The organism is Enterobacter sp. 01-M-02-SI-ECC (genome assembly GCF_047530595.1).
In the GTDB taxonomy this organism is placed as follows: Bacteria; Pseudomonadota; Gammaproteobacteria; order Enterobacterales; family Enterobacteriaceae; genus Enterobacter; species Enterobacter cloacae_M.
Genome location: NZ_JBLKCZ010000011.1, coordinates 27,700 through 48,318, shown reverse-complemented (window position 1 = coordinate 48,318; position 20,619 = coordinate 27,700). Strand labels below are relative to the sequence as shown.

The window sequence follows — 20,619 nt, the reverse complement described above, 5'->3', positions numbered from 1 at the left end:
GCCGTTTTGTCCTGCAACTCGAATTATTTTGGGTATAGAGCACCATTAGTAGGTTATCCCTGGCGGGTTGACCTCCGACTGCGCCACCGCTTCGCCCTGCTCGCCCCAGCGCGCCAGCACCTTCTGGTAATCACCTCGCTTAATCGCGCCGTCCAGCGCGGCCTGCAGCGCGTACACCAGCTCATTGCCCTTTTTGGTGGTGGTCGCGACATAGGCTTTTTTCGGCCCTAAACCGACGACGCGGGTTTTGCCCGTGAGCGCAGCCTTATAGGCCGATACCGACTGCGGACCAAAGAACACGTCCGCCCTGCCGGACTGAATATAGAGATTGCCCGAGGCATCGTCGTGGAGATAGACCGGCAGCGCAGGCGCCCTTCCCGCCTTTTTGTTCTCTTCGTTCCAGCCCAGCAGAATGCGCTCCTGATTCGTACCGGAGCCGACAATCACCTTCTTCCCGGCCAGATCTTCCGCGCTTTTGATTGACTGAATGTCGCTGGTGGATTTCACCGAAAACGCCAGCGAATCGACGCGGTAGGTCGCAAAATCAAACTTCTCTTTACGCTGTTCGGTCACCGCAATGTTCACCAGCGCCACGTCATAGCGCCCGGAGGCGATCCCCAGCGGCCAGTCCTCCCACGCCGTCGGCACCAGCTTTAGCTTCAGCCCCAGGCTGCCCGCCAGCAGGCGGGCAATATCCGGATCGCTGCCGATGCGCGTACGGTTATCGCTGGCGAGCAGCGCCAGCGGCGGAGAATTCAGCGCCGAAACGGCGACCGTGAGCGTACCCGGCTCAACGAATTTGTAATTGGCGGGGATCTTCGCCACGGCCTGCCGATCCACCGTCACCGGCAACGGCTGCTCGTTGGCTTTCAAATCAATGCTGGCGTGGCTCGCCGTCGTGAAGACCAGCCCCGCCAGAAGTCCATATTTCATTGGCGCTCCTTACAGCACTTTTGACAAGAACTGGCGCGTTCGCGCATGTGACGGACGGTTTAATACCTCGTCACTGCTTCCCTGCTCGACAATTTTTCCGTCGACCATAAACACCACCTGATCCGCCACTTCCCGGGCAAAGCCGATCTCGTGGGTCACCACCACCAGCGTGGTGCCGGACCGGGCCAGCTTTTTGATCACGTCCAGCACTTCCCCCACCAGCTCCGGATCCAGCGCCGAGGTGGGCTCATCAAACAGCATCACGCGGGGACGCAGCGCCAGCGCGCGGGCAATGGCGATACGCTGCTGCTGACCGCCGGAAAGATGGCGCGACCAGGCATCGGCTTTATCCCGCAGCCCGACCACGTCCAGCAGGCTGTACGCCCTTTCCACCGCCTCTTTTTTGCTGAGCTTTTTATGCGCGATGGGCGCCTCGATCAGGTTTTCCAGCACCGTGAGGTGCGGAAAGAGATTGAAGTTCTGGAACACGTAGCCCACGTTGACGCGCTGCTTGAGGATCTCCTTCTCCTTCAGCTCATAGAGCCTGTCGCCCTGACGGCGATAGCCGATGTAGTCCCCGTCAATCTGGATAAAGCCTTCGTCAACGCGCTCCAGGTGGTTAATAGTGCGCAGCAGCGTCGATTTACCGGAGCCCGACGGCCCGAGGATCACCGTCACGGACCCGGGCGGGATCTCCAGCGAAACGTTGTCGAGCGCCTTATGGCGACCAAAAAACTTGCTGACGCCGGTAATCGAAATGTGTCCTTCAGGAGAGGCTTGCATGGACGGGCTCCTGTGCTGGCGTGGTGGTGACAGAACGGGTGCGACGGGCGGCACGGTTCTGATTAACGGCAGAGCGGCGTTCGCTGCGGGCAAGCGCGCGTTCGACGCCATACTGGATAGCGGACAGGACGGTGGTGATCGCCAGGTACCACGCGGCACCGACCATCAGCAGCGGGATCACCTCCTGCGTGCGGTTGTAGATCATCTGGATGGTATAAAACAGCTCCGGCATCGCCAGGACGTACACCATCGCCGTGCCCTTGGCGAGGCTGATGATTTCATTGAACCCCGACGGCAGAATGGTGCGCAGCGCCTGAGGCAAAATGATGCGCACCGTGCGGCGCCAGGCGGGGAGGCCCAGCGCGGCGGCGGCCTCATACTGGCCGTGATCGACCCCGAGGAAACCACCGCGAACGATCTCGGCGGTATAGGCGCTCTGCACCAGGGTGAGCCCCACCACGGCGGTAGAGAACTGCCCCAGCACGTTGATGGTTTCAAAACTGCCCCAGGTAATACCGGTAAACGGCACGCCGAGCGAGAGCGTGTCGTAGAGATAGGAAAAGTTGTACAGGATAATCAGCACCACGATCAGCGGCAGCGACCGAAACAGCCAGATATAGGCCCACGCCAGGCTGCTCAGCAGCCAGGATGAAGAGAGTCTCGCCAGCGCCAGCATGCCGCCAAACACCACGCTCAGCGCGGTGCCGATCAGCGTCAGCAGCAGGGTCTGCCCGACACCTTCAAGGATCACCGGGTCAAAGAACCAGCGGGCAAACACCGCCCACTCCCAGCGCGGGTTAAAGGCCACAGACTGAATCACGACCGCCAGGACAAACAGCGCCACCGCGGCGCCGACGGCCCGCAGCGGATAACGCGCCGGGACCACCTTAATGGTTTCAACGTTGCTCATCGTCGTTCCTCATGCGGTTTTACTGAACGCTTCGCGTACCAGCGTTTTGGTGAAGCGCAGCCGACCGTCAAACGGCGGCTGGCTGTACTCTTCCGGATCGCGGTTCAGATCGAACTGCGCCTGATAGCCCTGGCTGAGATAGAGCCGTACCGCTTCCGGCTGGCGAAAGCCGGTTGTCAGGTAAATTTGGCTGTATCCTGCCAGCACCGCCCTGCTCTCGAGCTCCTGCACCACGCGCCCGGCAAGCCCCTGCTGACGCAGGGTTTTGTCCGTCCAGATGCGTTTGATTTCCGCGGTGCGTTCGTCGAAAGGTTTGTACGCGCCGGTGGCGATAATCTTCCCGTCGCGCTCCAGAACGATAAACAGCCCCTGCGGCGCTAAATACCATTCGGTGAGCTCAACCTCCGCGTCTTTGGAGAAGTAGTCCCCGTAGCGGGCGGCATATTCACCGAACAGCCCTTCGATAATGGGCTGAAGCTCGGCGTCTTCCGGGGAAACATCACGAAATCGTTCGCTCATCACGCCTCCTTAATCGCCCAGGCCAGCCGGATTCACTTCTGACTGAGGAATACGCTCAACGCCTTCCCCCCAGCGGTTCAGCACTTTGTCGTAGTCGCCGTTTTTGATGACGCCGTTCAGCGCGGTTTGCACCGGCTCAACCAGCCCGCTGCCTTTCTTCAGCGTGACCGCAATGTGCGCCGCCTTCGGCCAGCCGCCGTCGACGCTACCCACCAGTTTGGTTTTCCCGTTCAGCGCCGCTTTCCAGGCGCCAATCACGTTCGGACCAAAGTTGGCATCCGCGCGCCCCGACTGCAGCGCCAGCGTTTGTGCCGCATCGTCTTTGGTGTAGATCGGGGTAAAGGGCTTCAGCCCCTTCTTCAGATTTTCGGCATTCCAGGCCAGCAGGATGGCCTCCTGGTTGGTGCCGGAGCCGACGATAATCCGCAGCCCGGCGATGTCCTCAGCCTTCTGCAGCGACTTGATCGGGCTGGTTGATTTCACGTAGAACCCGAGGGAATCTTTGCGGTAGGTGGCAAAGTCAAATTTCTCTTTACGCTCTTTGGTGACGGTAATGTTGCTGATGGCGGCATCATATTTCCCGGAGGCCACGCCCAGCGGCCAGTCTTCCCAGGAGGTCGGCACCACGTTTAGCTCCAGCCCGAGGCTGTCTGCGACCAGACGGGCGACGTCAACTTCACTCCCTAACAGCGTTTTGTTGTCATCGGAAAACACCGTCAGCGGCGGTTGATTGAGGCCCGCCACCGCCACGGTAAATTTCCCCGGGACGGCAAAGCGATAGTCTTTCGGCAGCTGTGCCACCGCATCGTTGTTTTTAGCGGTATTAACCGGCGTTTTATTGGCCTCGATGCTCACGCCGGTGCCGTTAATATTCACATTATCTGCCCAGACGGCAGGGGAAAAGGCCAGCGCGAGCGCCAGAATAAGCGTTGTTTTCTGCATAGCGGGGTTCTCTTTTATTGTTGTGTGTATTGGTTTTCAGGTTCGTCTAAACCCAGACTTTCGCGCAGCGTGGTGCCCGGGTAGTCGGTACGGAACAGGCCGCGCGCCTGTAAAACAGGCACCACCTGGTCAACAAAGCGCGGGAAGGTGTCCGGCGTGCCGCCCTGAATGATGAAGCCGTCTGCGGCATAGCCTTCAAACCAGGCCTGCAGGCCGTCGGCCACCTCTTCCGGCGTACCGGAAAAGCGCGGGCGAGGCGAAGCGGCTTCAAGCGCCACCTGACGCAGGGTTAAGCTGCGCTCGCGGGCGTTACGCTTAATTTCATCGGTGGTGCTGCGGAAGCTGTTTTTGCCTAAGTCGCCGATATCCGGGAACGGCTCGTCGAGCGGATACTGGCTGAAATCGTGATGCTCGAAATAGCGTCCGAGGTAGTTGAGGGCATCGTTAATCGACACCAGCGCCGCCGTGGTCTGATACTGGTTTTCCACGCCATCGGCGTCTTTACCCACAATCACGCTGACGCCCTGGAAAATATGTAAATCCGACGCGCGGCGTCCGTTACTTTCCAGCTGCTGCTTCACGTCGCGGTAAAAGGCTTTCGCTTCGTCGAGCGTTTCGTGATGGGTAAAAATGGCGTCGGCATGTTTCGCCGCCAGCTTTTTCCCGTCGTCCGACGCGCCTGCCTGAAAGACAATCGGCCGCCCCTGTGGCGTTCGCCCAATATTAAGCGGACCGGCGACCTGGAAGAAATCACCGCAGTGGTCCAGGGTATGCAATTTTGCCGGGTCAAAAAACTGACCGCTCTCTTTATTGCGCACAAAGGCGTCGCCTTCCCAGGAATCCCACAGCCCTTTCACCACGTCGAGATACTCATCCGCAATGCGATAGCGCAGCGCGTGCTCGGGGTGTTTTTCGCGAGAGAAGTTCTTTGCTGATCCTTCCAGCGGGGAAGTCACCACGTTCCAGCCCGCGCGCCCGTTGCTCAGGTGATCGAGGCTGGCGAACTGGCGCGCCGTAGTGAAAGGCTCGCTGTAGGAGGTGGATAAGGTTCCCACCAGCCCCAGGCGCGAGGTGATGCTGGCGAGAGCGGATAACACCGTCAGCGGTTCAAAGCGATTTAAAAAATGCGGGATCGATTTCTCGTTGATATAGAGACCGTCGGCAACGAATAAAAAATCGAGTTTGCCCTCCTCCGCCTTTAACGCCGTCGCTTTGACGAAATCAAAATTGATGCTGGCATCGGCGACGGCCTCAGGGTGACGCCAGGCGGACATATTTCCGGATGCACCATGCAAAATGGTCCCCAGCCGCAGTTGACGATGTGCAGACATATTCACCTCTTAAGAATTAGACGTGTTGCAGGGCTTTTTCCGCAAGCTGTGCAAAATAGCGGGCAGCGGGCTCAATTAATGCTTCATCCGGATTGAATGCCGGATGGTGTAAACCGTACGGGCTTTTGCTGCCGATGCTGACAAATGCCCCAGGGATATGCTGCAGATAGACCGCGAAATCTTCCCCGCCCATATGCAGCTCGGCGTGCCGGGTTTCGTAGCCTGCTTCTCTGGCGACCGAGGTGGCGAAATCGGCCCAGCGCTCGTCGTTCACCAGCGCGGTGGGCCCGGCATACCAGGTGATGTCAATCTGCGCGCTAAAGGCGCTGGCAAACCCGGCGGCTATTTCGCCCACGCGGGCCTTCACATTCTGCTGCACTTCCGTGCGGTGGGTGCGCAGCGTGCCTTCCAGCTCGACGCTTTCCGGCAGCACGTTCCAGGTGTTACCGCCTGCAATGCGCGTCACGCTCAGCACCACCGAGTCCAGCGTGTTGACGTTGCGGCTGGCGACGCTTTGCAGCGCCGTTACCAGCTGGCTCGCCAGCACGATGGCGTCGTTGCCTTCGTGCGGACGCGCGGCGTGCGCGCCCTTACCGGTAATGCGGATCACGAAGCGATCGACGTTGGCATAAAACGGCCCGCCGCGGGTAGCGAACTCACCGACCGGCAGGCCGGGCTCGTTATGCATGCCGAAGATGGCGCTGACGTCACGCAGGGCACCGGCCCGAACCATGCTCTTCGCACCGCCAAAGTTCTCTTCGGCAGGCTGAAACAGGATCCGCACCCGGCCGTTAAGCGACGCTTCCCGCTCTTTCAGCTTTAACGCGGCGCCGAGGATCACGCTGGTGTGGATATCGTGTCCGCAGGCATGCATTACGCCTGCACGCTGGGAGCTAAACGGCACGCCGCTGCGCTCTTCAATCGGCAGGGCATCAATATCTGCGCGCAGCGCAATCAGTTTGTTGCCCGAGCCGATTTCCGCCACCAGCCCGGTCGACAGGTCGTAAGGCTGCGGAGTAATCCCGGCATTCGTCAGCCACTGGCGCAGGCGCGTTGTGGTCTCCACTTCCTGGCCGGAGAGCTCCGGGTTCTGGTGCAGCTCGCGACGCCAGGCAATCAGCTGTTCGCCAAAGCTCATACGGTGACCTCCTTGTTAAGACGCGCCTCGGCAAGCAGGCGCAGCGACGCGACGCGCGTTGCCCCCTCCGCTACCGGCGTGTCGATGATAAATTCGTCAATACCCCACTTTTCATGCAGGGCGTTAAGCTGTTCGAGCACCGACTCAGCCGTACCCGCCAGCAGCGACTGCGCCCGACGTGCAATGCGCACCGGCTCGCTGCCCGCCTGGCGCGCAAAGGCGTAGGCCTGCTCTTCGCTGGCCACGGTGACACGCTGGCCGTTTGCCAGCTCAACGCCCCACACTTCAACCTTCTGCGCCAGGGCTTCCGCCTCTGCCTGCGTCGGCGCGACAATCGCCTGTACCGCCACAATCACGTCCCGCGTGCTGTTCTTACGCCAGGTCGAGACCACCTCGCGCAGCAGCTCAGGGTCACCGTTCAGATGCGCGGCAAACACAAAGTGCCAGCCGAGCCCGGCGGCCAGCAGCGCGCTATCGATACTCGCGCCCAGCAGGAAACCCTCTGCAGGCAGCGGCGGCAGCGGCGTGGCGCGAACGGCCTCTTCATGAGACTGATGCTCAGGACGGATCCAGCGATCGAGCTGGGCCAGCTGTTCGGCGAAGCTGCCCTTTTCCAGTTGATTCAGACCCTGCTGAAGCGCGCGGGTTGAGAGCGGCAGCCCGCCGGGGGCTTTTCCGACGCCGAGATCCACGCGGCCGGGCGCCAGCGCGGCCAGCACGTTAAAATTCTCGGCGACTTTATAAGGGCTGTAGTGCTGGAGCATCACGCCGCCGGATCCGACGCGGATGCGCGTTGTCTGCCCGAGGATCCAGGCAATCAGCAGCTCCGGCGAGGGGCTGGCAAGATGGGGAGTGTTGTGGTGTTCGGCAATCCAGAAGCGGTGATAGCCCAGATTTTCTGCCTGCTGCGCCAGCGCCAGCGTACGCGCCAGTGCATCGGCAGCCGTTTCGTTTTCAGCGATGGGGCTTTTATCCAGAATGCTGATTCGCCATGACATGTTGCGTTCTCGTTTGACTTAACATGTCGACATTATTAAAGGCGCATTTCACCACTGAGAAACAATTAATTTACATTTAGTTTGCCGGAAATCAGATATATAAAACCATGCTAAGAATAAGACTTTAAGTCGGCAATCAGCGTTTTCCCCTGCTCGCGCCGGGTAATGCGGACGAAGCGAATATGCCCATACTGCGGGTTTTGCAGATCGGCTTCATAGCGCGTGCGGTTGTTACGCCAGGTTTTCATCGTCCAGATGAGAATGGACTCTCTGCTGAAGAACGCGCGCCGGAAACTCTCTTTGTTCCCGGTTCCGGGCCAGAGCTCTTGTTTATGCCAGGCGCGTTTGACTGCCCTGTTGACGGCCTGCCAGAGGGTGCGTGCAAAGCCATAATCGACCCATACCACAACGTCGACGTCACGCCATTTCACCGGGCGCGTGCGGTTATAGTTGCCGTCAAGCACCCAGTCTGGCGAAGCCTGTAGCGCCTGCTCCAGCTTTTCCTGAAACACATCGTCCGGCGTTCCCTGCCAGTCAGGCCGCCAGTAGAGTCTGTCCATCTCGATATAGGGAATAGCCAGTTCGGTCGCAATCTGCTTCGCCAGAGTGCTTTTTCCGCTCCCGCTGGTTCCGATGACGTTAATTTTCACCTCAGCCTCACTGTAATAACGAAAACTGACCAAATCATAGCGTTTTCATCCTGTTAACGAAACGCTATTTCAGCATGGCAATTTATCCTGAGAGACGATCTCCCTCTTTCAGTTTGGGTTATGTCGTTTATTTGCTGCGACTCCAGAATACGCTCCTGAAAATATTTTCATTTTTATTACATTCGCCAGCATTAACAGATTAAAAATAATGAACAACGCGTATTTCAGGCAGTCATAATTTCAGACAGAATATGCAGCAGAGCGTTATATAAAAATAATCACATTTATCATGCCGGAGCATTTTCCGGGCATTTTTTATTCTTGCACATCATCATGGAGTTACTCATGAGGCGTAACAGTCCCGTTACACAAAACGAGTATTTACTTAACGATGGTTCGACGTTAATGTCGACCACCGATACCAAAAGTCATATTACCTATGCTAATTCCGCTTTTATTGAAGCCAGCGGATATAAAGAAGAACACCTTCTGGGTGAGCCGCATAACCTCATCCGCCATCCCGACATGCCTGCCGAAGCGTTTGGCGACATGTGGTATACCCTGCAGCAGGGTGAGACCTGGACGGGGCTAGTGAAGAACCGTCGTCATAATGGCGACCACTACTGGGTGCGGGCCAACGTGACGCCGGTCTGGCAGGGTGGATCCCTGACGGGCTATATTTCCGTGCGAAATATACCCGCACGGGAAGAGATTGCGGCCAGTGAAAAACTGTATGCAAAAGTGCGTAATAACGAATTAAAACATTACCGCTTTTATAAAGGGTTACTGGTTCGGCGCGGTTTATTTTCGTTTATGTCGCTCTTTAAATGTCTCAGCACCAGTAAACGCATCCACCTAGGTATTGCGACGACGGCGTTACTCTCCTGCCTGGCGGTGTATTTATTCCCTGATAAACTTATGCAGTCGGGAAGTCTGGCGCTTCTGTTTATTGCCCTGACCTATTATCTTCATGCGCAGATCGCCCGTCCGGTAAAATCTATTGTGCAACAGATGCAGCGCGTGGTTTCAGGACGTAAAACGGACTATTACCATTTTGACAGGATCGACGACATCGGGCTGATGATGCGCCTGGTGAATCAATCAGGCTTGAACCTGAATTCGCTGGTTGACGATGTCGGGGCGCAAATCAGCGGGATTGGCACCATCAGCCAGCAGGTCGCGAAAGAAGGTGCGGCGCTGCAAACGCGTTCAGAAGAGACCGCAGACTTTCTGCAGCAAACCGCGTCAGCAGTGGAAGAGATCGCCAGCGCGGTGGAGCAGACGGCAGAAACGGCTAAAGAAGCCACGGAGATGGCGGATCGCACCCGCGACAGCGCCCACCGCGGTGAAGCGATGATGAAAGAGACCATCGGTATGATGCAATCCGTGTCGCAGGATAACAGCCAGATCGTCGATATTATCAGCGTTATCGATCGTATCGCCTTCCAGACCAACATTCTTGCGCTGAATGCGGCCGTGGAAGCGGCGCGTGCGGGTGAAGCCGGGCGCGGTTTTGCCGTGGTGGCGGCTGAGGTGCGCAATCTTGCGCAGCACTCCGCGACGGCGGCGAAAGAGATCAAAGCGCTGATTGAGAAAAACGTCGCCAGCGTCAACGCAGGCGTAGAGAAGGTAGAACAAACCGAAACGCAGCTGACGGTCATGATCGACAACGTGCTGCGGGTCTCCTCCCTGATTAAGGAGATAGGCCATGCCACGCAGGAGCAAACCCAGGCGCTGACGCTCATCAACGCATCCATCTCCCGTATCGGCGCAATGACCCACAACAATACGGGGATGGTGGATAACGTCACTCACGCCGCGAATCACCTGACGCAGCGCACCACGCGCCTGCAGCAGGCGATTGCCGTTTTTGGCGGTTAGCCGTTCGGATACTGCTCGTCGGTGACTTTTTCCAGCCATGCAACCGGGCTGCCGTTAACGGATTCGGCGATGGCAATATGCGTCATCGCCGTTTGCGCGCTTGCGCCGTGCCAGTGCTTTACGCCGGGTGGGATCCAGGCGATATCGCCCTGATTCAATATTTCCGCCGCTTTGCCCCACTCCTGTAACCAGCCGCGACCCTGCGTCACAATCAGCGTTTGCCCAAGGGGATGCGTATGCCACGCGGTGCGCGCGCCCGGCTCAAAGGTCACGGTTGCCCCGCCGACGCTGGCAGGTTCGCTCGCCTGAAATGGCGCGTCAATGCGGACGGTGCCGGTGAACCAGGCTTCCGGCCCTTTTGCTGAAGGTAATGATCCGCTGCGAATAATTTTCATCTTATGCTCCTCGTTTACTGTTGGGTTAACAGTAGCGCAAAGCAATCCGGAGCATTAGCGTGCATAATCAGATAGGAAATATGATTGAAATTCATAAATAGAGGCAATCGCGATGCTAAAAGATAATTTCAACGACCTCCTCTCTTTTATGGTAGTCGCCCGCGAGCGCAGCTTTACGCGCGCGGCGGCGCAGCTGGGCGTCTCGCAATCGGCGCTGAGTCATGCCATGCGCAAGCTTGAAGCGCGGCTCGACGTTCGCCTGTTAACCCGCACAACCCGCAGCGTGGTTCCGACACTCGCGGGTGAGCAGCTTTTTACGCGCTTAAGCCCGCATCTGCTGGAGATCGAACAGGAACTCACGGCGCTTCGCAGCGCACGCGACAAACCCGCAGGCGCTATCCGCATCGTCGCCGGCGAACACGCGATGGACGCCGTGCTCTGGCCGGTCCTGAAGGCTTTTATGGTGCAGTATCCTGAGATTAACGTCGAAGTGACGGTAGATAACGGCCTGACGGATATCGTGGATGGCCGTTTCGACGCGGGAGTACGCCTGGGTGAACAGGTGGCAAAAGATATGATTGCGGTACGGATAGCGCCGGATATGCGCATGGCCGTGGTCGGTTCCAGGGATTATCTGGCTCGCTTTGGCGTGCCGCAGACGCCGGAGCAGCTCGCTGACCACCGCTGCATCAACATGCGCCTGCCCACGCGCGGCGGACTGTATCACTGGGAATTTGAACGCGACGGGCGCGAGCTTCGCGTGCGGGTTGAGGGGCAGCTTACGCTGAGCAGCCTGTCGCAGCGCATCGACGCCGCTGAGAATGGACTCGGATTAGCCTACGTGCCGGAGGCGTCGGTTCTGGAGGCGCTTAATCACGGACGGCTGGTCAGGGTCCTTGAATCGTGGTGCCCTACCTTCGAGGGATATCACCTTTATTATCCGAGCCGTCGCCAGCACACTACCGCTTTCAGGTTACTGTTAGATGCTCTGCAGCAGTCAAAATCTTTACCACCTGGTAATAATTAAGAGATTCTGATGATTAAATAATCAACCCGCCGCATGTTTTGTCTAAAAACTCACCACGATTCAGCGTGTTGTGATCGCCGTCTGCTCTGACCACACGATTTCCTTCGACGTGCATCACTTTCGGCACGGTTATATTTTGCGTCGCTTATGAATTGCAGGTAGGATGCCTCGCCATGTTTCGCCTTATCCATACGCAGAATGACTGGGAAGGCGACATGTGTTTGCGCAGAAGCAATCGTTTGTATTGCGCTCTGCCAGGCAGGACTATCACGATAATGGTTCAGACAGGCAAACAGGTAACTCAATGAAAACAAGCAATAAAAGCGCAGCCGATCATCATGCTGCTAAACGTCGCTGGTTGAACTCCCACGAAGAGGGCTACCACAAAGCGATGGGCAACCGTCAGGTTCAAATGATCGCCATCGGCGGCGCTATCGGAACGGGTCTGTTTTTAGGTGCGGGTGCGCGTCTGCAGATGGCTGGCCCTGCTCTCGCCCTGGTCTATCTGGTGTGCGGGATCTTCTCTTTCTTTATTCTTCGTGCGCTGGGCGAACTGGTACTGCATCGCCCTTCCAGCGGAAGCTTCGTCTCTTACGCCCGTGAATTCCTCGGTGAAAAAGCGGCCTACGTTGCGGGCTGGATGTACTTCGTCAACTGGGCGATGACCGGTATTGTCGATATCACCGCCGTTGCGCTGTATATGCACTACTGGGGCGCGTTTGGCGATGTGCCGCAGTGGGTCTTTGCGCTTGGCGCGCTGGCGATTGTCGGCACCATGAACATGATCGGCGTGAAGTGGTTCGCGGAGATGGAGTTCTGGTTTGCGCTGGTTAAAGTGCTGGCCATCGTGGTGTTCCTGGTCGTGGGTACCGTCTTCCTCGGCAGCGGCAAGCCGCTGGACGGCAATGCCACCGGCTTCCACCTGATAACCGATAACGGCGGATTCTTCCCGCACGGTCTGCTGCCTGCGCTGGTCCTGGTTCAGGGCGTGGTGTTCGCCTTCGCCTCCATCGAACTGGTGGGTACCGCAGCAGGTGAATGTAAAGATCCGCAGACCATGGTGCCAAAAGCCATTAACAGCGTGATCTGGCGTATCGGTCTGTTCTACGTCGGTTCCGTGGTGCTGCTGGTTCTGCTGCTCCCGTGGACTGCCTATCAGGCCGGTCAGAGTCCGTTTGTGACCTTCTTCTCTAAGCTGGGCGTGCCTTACGTTGGCAGCATCATGAACATCGTGGTTCTGACGGCAGCGCTCTCCAGCCTGAACTCAGGCCTTTACTCTACCGGCCGTATCCTGCGATCCATGTCGATGGGCGGTTCTGCGCCGAAGTTCATGTCGAAAATGAGCAAGCAGCAGGTTCCCTATGCGGGGATTCTGGCAACGCTGGTGGTTTACGTCTTTGGCGTGTTCCTGAACTATCTGGTGCCGTCCCGCGTATTTGAGATCGTTCTGAACGTGGCTGCACTGGGGATTATCGCCTCCTGGGCTTTCATTGTGGTCTGCCAGATGCGTCTGCGCAAAGCGATCAAAGAAGGCAAAGCGGCTGATGTGAGCTTCAAGATGCCGGGCGCACCTGTGACCTCCTGGCTCACCCTGCTGTTCCTGTTCAGCGTGCTGGTGCTGATGGCGTTCGACTACCCGAACGGTACCTACACCATCGCGACCATTCCGCTGCTGGCGGTACTGCTGATTGCCGGCTGGTTCGGCGTGCGTAAGCGCGTTCACGAGATCCACAGCACCGCGCCGGTTCATCACGACGATGAAAAACACGACGCACCGCTGGTAGAAGAAACCTCGCGTTAAGCATCCGGTAAGCATTAAAAAGGGAAGGCAAATGCCTTCCCTTTTTTTATCTTACAGCGCGATACGAATTACGTCGTCAGGCTGGGTGGCTTCCTGCTGGCGAGTGGATTTTTGTTTCACCGTCACGTACAGGGTTTTGCCATCCGCAGAGAGCGCCAGGCTGTTCGGGTAGACCGGCGTGTCGAAGGTTTTGGTGACTTTATAAGATTTCGCGTTAATCACGCTCACCTTACCGGCTTCACGGTGCGTCACGTAAACCTCATTGCGCGTTGGGTTAAACAGGACGGCAAGTGATTCAGGCGCGGCGAGCTTCTCCATCACGCTGCCGTCTTTCAGGCTCACCACCAGCACTTCCGGCTGTTTTGAATCGGTCAGGAACGCGCGCTGGCCGGCGGTATCGAGGCTGATGTTCAGGTAGAAGTGCTCTTTGCCGTCATCCTGCACTTTTTTGCGGCTCAGGATTTTATTGGTCGCCGTATCAATGGTTACCAGCTCGCCGTCCGCATTCGTGGTGTACAGACGTTTTGCCTGCGCATCCAGCGCCAGGCCGGTGCTGTACGTACCGGTATTGGCAATAGTCTCTTTCAGCTTCAGCGTTGCGCCATCCACCACCCAAATCACGCTCTCTTTGCCGACACCGGTGATGTAAATCGTGTTGCTCGCGTCATCCGCCACCAGCTGGCGCGGCTGCAGCGGTTTGACGGTTTCACTGCGCTGGCGATTATCGAGCACCAGTCGCCCTTTCACGTCGCCCGTTTTCGCATCGATGGCCGTCACCGCGCCGTTGAGGGTGTTGCCAAACCACAGGGTTTGCGTCGCGCCGTCGAGCGTGGCGCCAAAGGGTTTGAGATCGCTGTGAATCGCCTGCGTCACGTCCAGCGTAACCGGATCAAGGCGATAGATAACTCCGCCCTTATCGGTTTTGCGGCTTTGCGAGGTCGCCACCCACAGCGCATTCTCCTGCTGGCTGACCGCCATTTCATACGCCCCTTTGCCCACCGCTTTACGCAGCACCTCTTCGGCGGCATGCACCTGGAACGTCCCGGCAAGCAGTAAAGTGGCAGACAGCAGTGACAGGCTCAGACGCGGCGAGCACAGATGACGTAAAGACATAACAATTCCTTTTCTGAAAAGAGGGGTTTGGGCTGACATCACTTCCGGCAGACAACGTCATGGCATTGTCTTTTGATAATGAGAATAGTAATCATTAATGGACTGAATGTGGAGTTTTTCTTTCGCGCTTCGCCTTTCATTAACGCAATGTGCGGTTATAGTTTTCAAAACATTTACAAAACCTTTAACATGTATGGACATGTTCCATTTGGTTCGTTTATACACCACAACCGGTTTTATTCATGAAAATCATTTCTGCCCGTAAGGCCTCTCTCCCGCTGCTGCTGGTTCCCGTTATTTTGGCGCCGCTTAGCGCAATGAGCGCGGAAGAACAAACCATGATCGTCAGCGCCACGCCGCAAACCGTATCGGAGCTCGATACCCCGGCCGCTGTCAGCGTTGTTAACGGCGATGATATGCGCCAGGCCGCGCCGCGCATCAACCTGTCTGAATCTCTTGGCAGCGTCCCGGGACTGCAAATTCAGAACCGCCAGAACTATGCCCAGGATCTCCAGCTTTCAATACGTGGGTTTGGTGCCCGCTCAACGTTTGGCGTGCGCGGTATCCGTATGTACGTCGACGGTATCCCTGCCACCATGCCGGACGGACAGGGCCAGACCTCCAACATCGATCTCTCCAGCGTGGAGAGCGTTGAAGTGCTGCGCGGCCCCTTCTCGGCCCTGTACGGCAACGCCTCCGGAGGCGTGATTAACATCAACACCCAGACCGGGCAGCAGCCGCCAACCATTGAAGCCAGCAGCTATTACGGCAGCTACGGGACCTGGCGCTACGGCATGAAAGCCACCGGCGCGATGGGTGACGGCACCCACGCCGGGGACGTGGATTACACCGTTTCCACCACCCGTTTCACCACCAAAGGCTACCGCGACCACAGCGGCGCGCGCAAGAATCTGGCCAATGCCAAGCTGGGCGTGCGCATTGACGACGCGAGCAAGCTGACGCTGATCTTCAACAGCGTGGACATGAAGGCCAACGATCCGGGCGGGCTGAGCTATCAGGAATGGCAGAACAATCCGCGTCAGTCTCCACGCGGCGATCAGTACAATACCCGCAAGACCATCAAGCAGACCCAGGCCGGCCTGCGCTACGACCGCCAGCTCAGCGCTCAGGACGATCTCAGCGTAATGATGTACGCCGGCGAGCGTGAAATGACGCAGTACCAGTCGATTCCGTATCAGCCGCAGCTAAAACCCTCCCACTCCGGCGGCGTGATTGATATGCAGCGTCATTATCAGGGTATCGATACCCGCTGGACGCACCGCGGCGAGCTGCTGGTGCCGGTGACCTTTACTACCGGCCTGAACTACGAAAACCTGAGCGAAGATCGTCGCGGATACGAGAACTTCGTGATGAACAACGGCGTGCCGGATTACGGCGTGAAGGGTGACAAGCGTCGAAACGAACGTAACCTGATGTGGAACGTCGATCCTTACCTGCAAACCAGCTGGCAGCTGACGCAGAAGCTGTCTATGGATGCGGGGGTGCGCTACAGCTCGGTCTGGTTTGATTCCAACGACCATTACGTTACGCCGGGCAACGGCGATGACAGCGGTGACGCGAGCTATCATAAGTGGCTCCCGGCCGGTTCCGTGAAGTATGCGGTGACGGACGCATGGAACCTCTACGCTGCCGCAGGGCGTGGATTCGAAACGCCAACCATCAACGAGCTTTCCTATCGCGCCGATAACCAGGGCGGCCTGAACATCGGCCTGCAGCCGTCCACCAACAACACGTATGAAGTGGGCAGCAAAACCCGCATCGGCAATGGCCTGCTGACCGCGGCGCTGTTCCGCACCGATACGGATGATGAGATCGTGGTGGATGCAAGCTCTGGCGGGCGTACCAGCTATAAAAATGCCGGTAAAACCCGTCGTCAGGGGGTGGAAGTCTCCCTCGACCAGCAGTTTGCTGAGAACTGGAAGCTGAAGATGGCATGGACGTATCTGGATGCCACCTACCGGACTAACGTCTGCAGCGACGCAGACTGTAACGGTAACCGGATGCCGGGCATTGCCCGCAACATGGGTTACGCCTCGTTTGGCTGGCAGCCGGAGGAAGGCTGGTACGCGGGCTCTGACGTGCGCTACATGAGCGATATCATGGCCGACGACGAGAATACGGCGAAAGCGCCGTCGTATACTGTGGTCGGGCTGAACACCGGGTACAAATTCAACTACGGCAGCTGGGGCATGGATGTCTTTGGCCGCGTCGATAACCTGTTCGATAAAGAGTACGCGGGCTCGGTTATTGTCAACGAGTCTAACGGTCGTTATTACGAGCCTGCGCCAGGCCGTAACTACGGGGTCGGGCTGTCGGTCTCTTATCGCTTCGAGTAAGCGAAAAGAAAAGTTTATCTTATTAATGAAATAACGCTCCTGATGGCAATAAACCATCAGGAGTTATTCACCAGATAAATAATTAGAGGCGGAATATAGTCGCTCTGCTAAATAATCTCTTAGTTAAAATATTGTCGCTGTAAAAGCAAATTCGCTTCATCAATCACCTTATCAATCGCCTTCTGGCAGGCAACAACATCTCTTCGCTCAAGGGCGGAAAGCAGTTCGTCATAGTGATATGTCGAGGCTTTGATGTCGTTAAGCTCCTGATGCAGATAGTTCATACAGGGCCCGATGCGCACCCAGAGCTGCTCAATTAAGGCATTAAGCGTTGGCATTTCTGCATACTGATAAAGCGTAAACCGGAAGACGCGATTCGCATGCAATGCCTGCTGGACGTTCCCGTTGCGCATGGCCTCATGAAAGGCATCCGACAATTTGCGCAACGCCTCCAGTTTGCTATCAGACATATTCTGACAGGCCGCGGCGACCGCCATCGGCTCAAGCTGCTTGCGGATGGCGTTAATCTCGTTATAGCGCTCCAGCGTGACCTCCGGAACCAGAAATGCCTGCGCCGGCGTGGCGTGTAACGCCCCTGATGACACCAGGCGCAACAGCGCCTCGCGAACAGGGGTAATACTGGTTCCTAATTTATCGGCGATCTCTTTCGTAATCAGTCGTGCCCCAGGTTTGAGTGAGCCTGTAATTAACGCTCCTTTCAAACTGAGTTCAACTTGCATAGTAAGACTGACCCTTTGGGCTTTTTCTAAGTGATCCAAATCAAGCATGTGGAATTCCTGTAGCTAAAACTTAATGCTATTTTTAAACGCCAGTTTTAATAAAACGGCGCTGGTCCGATATATCCTGTATCGTCATGCCTGGTGGTGGGAAGTATGTAAAAACAGCAAAAAAAGCAAATTTTGTTTTTTTATCGTTTTCGGGCTCATCCGGGATGATGGCGCGAAAAGCTATGTCCAGTAATTAAAGACAATATATCGTATCTTCACAAATAAATATGGCGGGAAACCCCGCCATATTGCTGTTTATTTATTGTCACTCGCGACGCGAATCACGACTTTGCCGAAGTTTCGTCCTTCCAGCAGGCCAATCAGCGCCTCGGGGGCGTTTTCCAGCCCGTCCGTTACCTGTTCGCGATAGTGGATTCTCCCCTCCTGCACCCAGCGCCCCATCTCTTCCTGGAACTCCTTAATGCGGTGCCCGTAATCCTGTCCGATGATAAAGCCCTGCATACGAATGCGTTTCTTCAGGATGGTCGCCATCAGGAGCGGCAGGCGATCCGGCCCCTCGGGCAAGCCCGTCGCATTGTAGCCGCTTACCAGACCGCATACCGGCACGCGCGCGGAGGTATTCAGTAACGGCAGCACGGCGTCAAATACTTTTCCGCCAACGTTTTCATAATAGACATCAATTCCTTTCGGGCAGGCGTGCTTCAGCTGGTCGGCAAAATCGGCCGCGTGATGATCCAGACACAGGTCAAACCCAAGAACCTCAACGGCATGGCGGCATTTCTCTGCGCCACCGGCCACACCAACCACCCGACAACCCTTGATTTTGCCGATCTGCCCGACGGTCGCGCCAACCGGGCCTGTCGCCGCGGCGACCACCAGCGTTTCGCCCGCTTTTGGCTGCCCGATATCCAGCAATCCCATATAGGCGGTAAAGCCCGGCATGCCCAGAATACCCAGCGCCCAGGAAGGATGCGATGGATTTTCGCCCAGCTTCACCAGGCCGCTTCCGTCCGAGAGTTCATACTCCTGCCAGCCGCTGTAGCCCAGCACCCACTCCCCGGCTTTGAAGTCGGGATGATTTGACTGCTCAACGCGGCTAACCGTTCCCCCCACCATCACCGCGCCCAGCTCAACCGGTGGTGAATAGGATGGCGCATCGCTCATGCGCCCCCGCATGTAAGGGTCCAGCGACAGCCAGACGGTGCGCAGCAAAAGCTGTCCCTCAGCCGGGGCGGGAACAGGCTGCGTTTCGAGACGAAAATTATCCGCGACCGGCGCACCCTGCGGACGAGAGGCCAGCACCCAGCGGCGATTTTGCGAAACAGGTTGATTCATCGGGATCTCCTTCTGGTACAAATGTCATTACAGCCTGGCTCACGATCGGCGTTATCGCATTAGCATTACGAGGCAGACTGGTTAAGCCGTACAACCAGATAGATGCAGGTTTCATTCGTTACGTTGATGAACCGGCAGTCATTTGGCGGCCCCAGCTCGAGACAGTCTCCGGCGTGCATTTCGTGGCGCGTATCGCCCTCCTGAAACACCAGTTCGCCGGACTGGAGCCAGATAAGCTGACGTGCCAGCGCGTAAGAAGATGCAGGCATCGGAACATCGCTGCCCGCGGGCAGTTCAACCTGAACAAGGTCGATGGGCAGATCGGTGCGGGGAGAAACATGGCGGCGGAGATAGTGCGTCTGCGGATCTCGCCAGACGGGCTGGTTTGCAAGGCGCAGCAGCTTGCCCTCCTGCATTTCGGCCCGGGCAATAAGCGTTGACATGCTGATGCCAAACGCGCCGGACAGGCGAGCAAGCAAGGTGGCTGTCGGGCTGCTGTCTCCGCGTTCAATCTTGTGGATCATCGCGCGCGAGACCCCTGCCCGGTCAGCAAGCTCGCTCAGGGACCATCCGCGAGACTCGCGTTCAAGGCGAATTCTTGCGCTAATCCGTTGATTCATCGTGTCTGTTATGGTGTTCATGACGTCATACTATAGTGTATGAAAGGAATTTCAATGGGCTTTTGATAACAAAAAAATATGGCTTATGCCGTAGCGATCGAACAATACACTTGTGTAATATCGTAACTAATGCGTAATACTATAGTGAACAACACACAGAGGGTTAATCATGATCGTTCGTCATGCCTGCAAGGAAGACTGCGCTGCGATAGGCGAAATCTACAACCACGCGGTGCTGCATACTGCCGCGATCTGGAACGATAAAACCGTCGATACCGATAACCGAATCGCCTGGTTTGAGGCGCGCACGCTCGCGGGTTACCCGGTTCTGGTGAGCGAGGAAAACGGCGTTATCACCGGTTACGCCTCTTTCGGCGACTGGCGCGCCTTCGACGGTTTCCGTCATACGGTTGAGCATTCGGTCTACGTCCACCCGGATCATCAGGGACAAGGCATTGGCCGCACGCTGATGGTCGCGCTGATTAACGAGGCCCGCGCCATCGGTAAACACGTAATGGTGGCCGGTATTGAAGCGCAAAACCATGCCTCGATTCATCTCCATGAAACGCTTGGTTTTGTCACCACGGGGCAGATGCCGCAGGTGGGAACCAAGTTTGGCCGCTGGCTGGACTTGACCTTTTTGCAGCTGCAGCTGGACGGGCGCAGCGATCCGGACGCTATCCCATGAATCAGTCACTGACGCTGGCGTTTCTGGTGGCGGCGGGAATTGGACTGGTATTGCAAAATACCTTAATGGTGCGTATCACCCAGTCCTCCTCCACCATTCTTATCGCGATGCTGCTGAACTCTCTGGTCGGCATTGTACTGTTTGTCAGCATTCTGCTGCTGAAACAGGGCGTCGCCGGATTCAGCGAGCTGGCCGCAACGGTACGCTGGTGGACGCTTATTCCGGGGCTGCTGGGGTCGTTTTTCGTGTTTGCCAGCATCAGCGGGTATCAGAACGTTGGCGCGGCGACGACTATCGCCGTGCTGGTAGCAAGCCAGCTGATTGGCGGGCTGGTGATGGACGTGCTGAGAAGCAACGGCATTCCGCTGCGCGCCCTCATTGGCCCGGCGTGCGGCGCGGTGATGCTGGTCATCGGGGCCTGGCTGGTGGCGCGACGCCAGTTTTGATCG

General features: G+C 57.1%; 18 protein-coding genes and 1 pseudogene. 6 read left to right on the top strand and 13 right to left on the bottom strand.

Annotated features, from left to right (window positions below; translation table 11 throughout):
* Positions 1-45: 45 nt before the first annotated feature.
* From ACMWLG_RS15270 to ACMWLG_RS15235, 8 genes and pseudogenes are all read right to left on the bottom strand, one after another.
* Positions 46-933 carry an ABC transporter substrate-binding protein gene (locus ACMWLG_RS15270; RefSeq protein WP_045400003.1) on the bottom strand — a complete coding sequence of 296 codons (888 nt, stop codon included), beginning with the start codon at positions 931-933 and terminating at the stop codon, positions 46-48.
* Positions 934-942: 9 nt separating this feature from the next.
* Complete coding sequence (locus tag ACMWLG_RS15265; RefSeq protein ID WP_024909602.1) at positions 943-1,716, bottom strand: amino acid ABC transporter ATP-binding protein; 774 nt, start codon at positions 1,714-1,716, stop codon at positions 943-945.
* The gene (locus tag ACMWLG_RS15260; RefSeq protein WP_045400006.1) at positions 1,700-2,626 is read right to left on the bottom strand and encodes an amino acid ABC transporter permease; all 927 of its coding nucleotides are present in this window, start codon (positions 2,624-2,626) and stop codon (positions 1,700-1,702) included. The genes ACMWLG_RS15265 and ACMWLG_RS15260 overlap by 17 nt, the downstream gene beginning before the upstream one ends.
* 9 nt (positions 2,627-2,635) lie before the next feature.
* Positions 2,636-3,145 carry a GNAT family N-acetyltransferase gene (locus tag ACMWLG_RS15255; RefSeq protein ID WP_045400010.1) on the bottom strand — a complete coding sequence of 170 codons (510 nt, stop codon included), beginning with the start codon at positions 3,143-3,145 and terminating at the stop codon, positions 2,636-2,638.
* A gap of 9 nt (positions 3,146-3,154) precedes the next feature.
* A pseudogene (locus ACMWLG_RS15250) lies at positions 3,155-5,418 on the bottom strand (NtaA/DmoA family FMN-dependent monooxygenase).
* A gap of 16 nt (positions 5,419-5,434) precedes the next feature.
* On the bottom strand, positions 5,435-6,556 hold the full coding sequence (locus ACMWLG_RS15245) for an amidohydrolase (protein ID WP_045400018.1): 1,122 nt from the start codon (positions 6,554-6,556) through the stop codon (positions 5,435-5,437).
* Positions 6,553-7,554, bottom strand: coding sequence for an LLM class flavin-dependent oxidoreductase (locus ACMWLG_RS15240; RefSeq protein WP_045400021.1), 1,002 nt, complete (start codon positions 7,552-7,554; stop codon positions 6,553-6,555). The genes ACMWLG_RS15245 and ACMWLG_RS15240 overlap by 4 nt, the downstream gene beginning before the upstream one ends.
* A gap of 110 nt (positions 7,555-7,664) precedes the next feature.
* The gene (locus ACMWLG_RS15235; RefSeq protein ID WP_045400195.1) at positions 7,665-8,204 is read right to left on the bottom strand and encodes an AAA family ATPase; all 540 of its coding nucleotides are present in this window, start codon (positions 8,202-8,204) and stop codon (positions 7,665-7,667) included.
* A gap of 345 nt (positions 8,205-8,549) precedes the next feature.
* Between ACMWLG_RS15235 and ACMWLG_RS15230 the strand changes: the two genes are divergently transcribed.
* Positions 8,550-10,085, top strand: a complete 1,536-nt coding sequence (locus ACMWLG_RS15230) for a methyl-accepting chemotaxis protein (RefSeq protein ID WP_045400023.1) — start codon at positions 8,550-8,552, stop codon at positions 10,083-10,085.
* Here ACMWLG_RS15230 and ACMWLG_RS15225 read toward each other — a convergent pair.
* Positions 10,082-10,480: a cupin domain-containing protein gene (locus ACMWLG_RS15225; RefSeq protein WP_023311976.1), complete on the bottom strand. Its 399-nt coding sequence runs from the start codon at positions 10,478-10,480 to the stop codon at positions 10,082-10,084. The two genes, ACMWLG_RS15230 and ACMWLG_RS15225, sit on opposite strands and share 4 nt — an antisense overlap.
* A gap of 112 nt (positions 10,481-10,592) precedes the next feature.
* Here ACMWLG_RS15225 and ACMWLG_RS15220 point away from each other — a divergent pair, with 112 nt between their 5' ends.
* Together ACMWLG_RS15220 and ansP are read left to right on the top strand one after the other, a co-directional pair.
* Positions 10,593-11,507, top strand: a complete 915-nt coding sequence (locus ACMWLG_RS15220) for a LysR family transcriptional regulator (RefSeq protein ID WP_045400026.1) — start codon at positions 10,593-10,595, stop codon at positions 11,505-11,507.
* A gap of 304 nt (positions 11,508-11,811) precedes the next feature.
* Positions 11,812-13,308, top strand: a complete 1,497-nt coding sequence (ansP, locus tag ACMWLG_RS15215) for an L-asparagine permease (RefSeq protein WP_023311978.1) — start codon at positions 11,812-11,814, stop codon at positions 13,306-13,308.
* Positions 13,309-13,359: 51 nt separating this feature from the next.
* Here the strand turns inward: ansP and ACMWLG_RS15210 are convergent, their stop codons facing one another.
* Positions 13,360-14,421: a YncE family protein gene (locus ACMWLG_RS15210; protein WP_045620472.1), complete on the bottom strand. Its 1,062-nt coding sequence runs from the start codon at positions 14,419-14,421 to the stop codon at positions 13,360-13,362.
* Between the two features lie 242 nt (positions 14,422-14,663).
* On the opposite strand from ACMWLG_RS15210, the gene pqqU reads away from it, so the two are divergent.
* Positions 14,664-16,778, top strand: coding sequence for a TonB-dependent receptor PqqU (gene pqqU / locus ACMWLG_RS15205; protein WP_045400031.1), 2,115 nt, complete (start codon positions 14,664-14,666; stop codon positions 16,776-16,778).
* A gap of 119 nt (positions 16,779-16,897) precedes the next feature.
* Here the strand turns inward: pqqU and ACMWLG_RS15200 are convergent, their stop codons facing one another.
* From ACMWLG_RS15200 to ACMWLG_RS15190, 3 genes are all read right to left on the bottom strand, one after another.
* Entirely contained in the window at positions 16,898-17,566 is a 669-nt protein-coding gene (locus ACMWLG_RS15200; RefSeq protein WP_045400033.1) for a GntR family transcriptional regulator, read from the bottom strand.
* Positions 17,567-17,821: 255 nt separating this feature from the next.
* Positions 17,822-18,862 (bottom strand): NADP-dependent oxidoreductase, encoded by a 1,041-nt coding sequence (locus ACMWLG_RS15195; RefSeq protein WP_045400037.1) that lies wholly within the window; start codon positions 18,860-18,862, stop codon positions 17,822-17,824.
* A gap of 65 nt (positions 18,863-18,927) precedes the next feature.
* Positions 18,928-19,503 (bottom strand): helix-turn-helix domain-containing protein, encoded by a 576-nt coding sequence (locus ACMWLG_RS15190; protein WP_414762999.1) that lies wholly within the window; start codon positions 19,501-19,503, stop codon positions 18,928-18,930.
* Between the two features lie 148 nt (positions 19,504-19,651).
* Between ACMWLG_RS15190 and ACMWLG_RS15185 the strand changes: the two genes are divergently transcribed.
* Positions 19,652-20,170: a GNAT family N-acetyltransferase gene (locus tag ACMWLG_RS15185; protein WP_045400039.1), complete on the top strand. Its 519-nt coding sequence runs from the start codon at positions 19,652-19,654 to the stop codon at positions 20,168-20,170.
* The gene (locus ACMWLG_RS15180) at positions 20,167-20,616 is read left to right on the top strand and encodes a DMT family transporter (RefSeq protein WP_045400041.1); all 450 of its coding nucleotides are present in this window, start codon (positions 20,167-20,169) and stop codon (positions 20,614-20,616) included. Before ACMWLG_RS15185 ends, ACMWLG_RS15180 begins: the two co-directional genes overlap by 4 nt.
* The last annotated feature ends 3 nt before the right edge of the window (positions 20,617-20,619 follow it).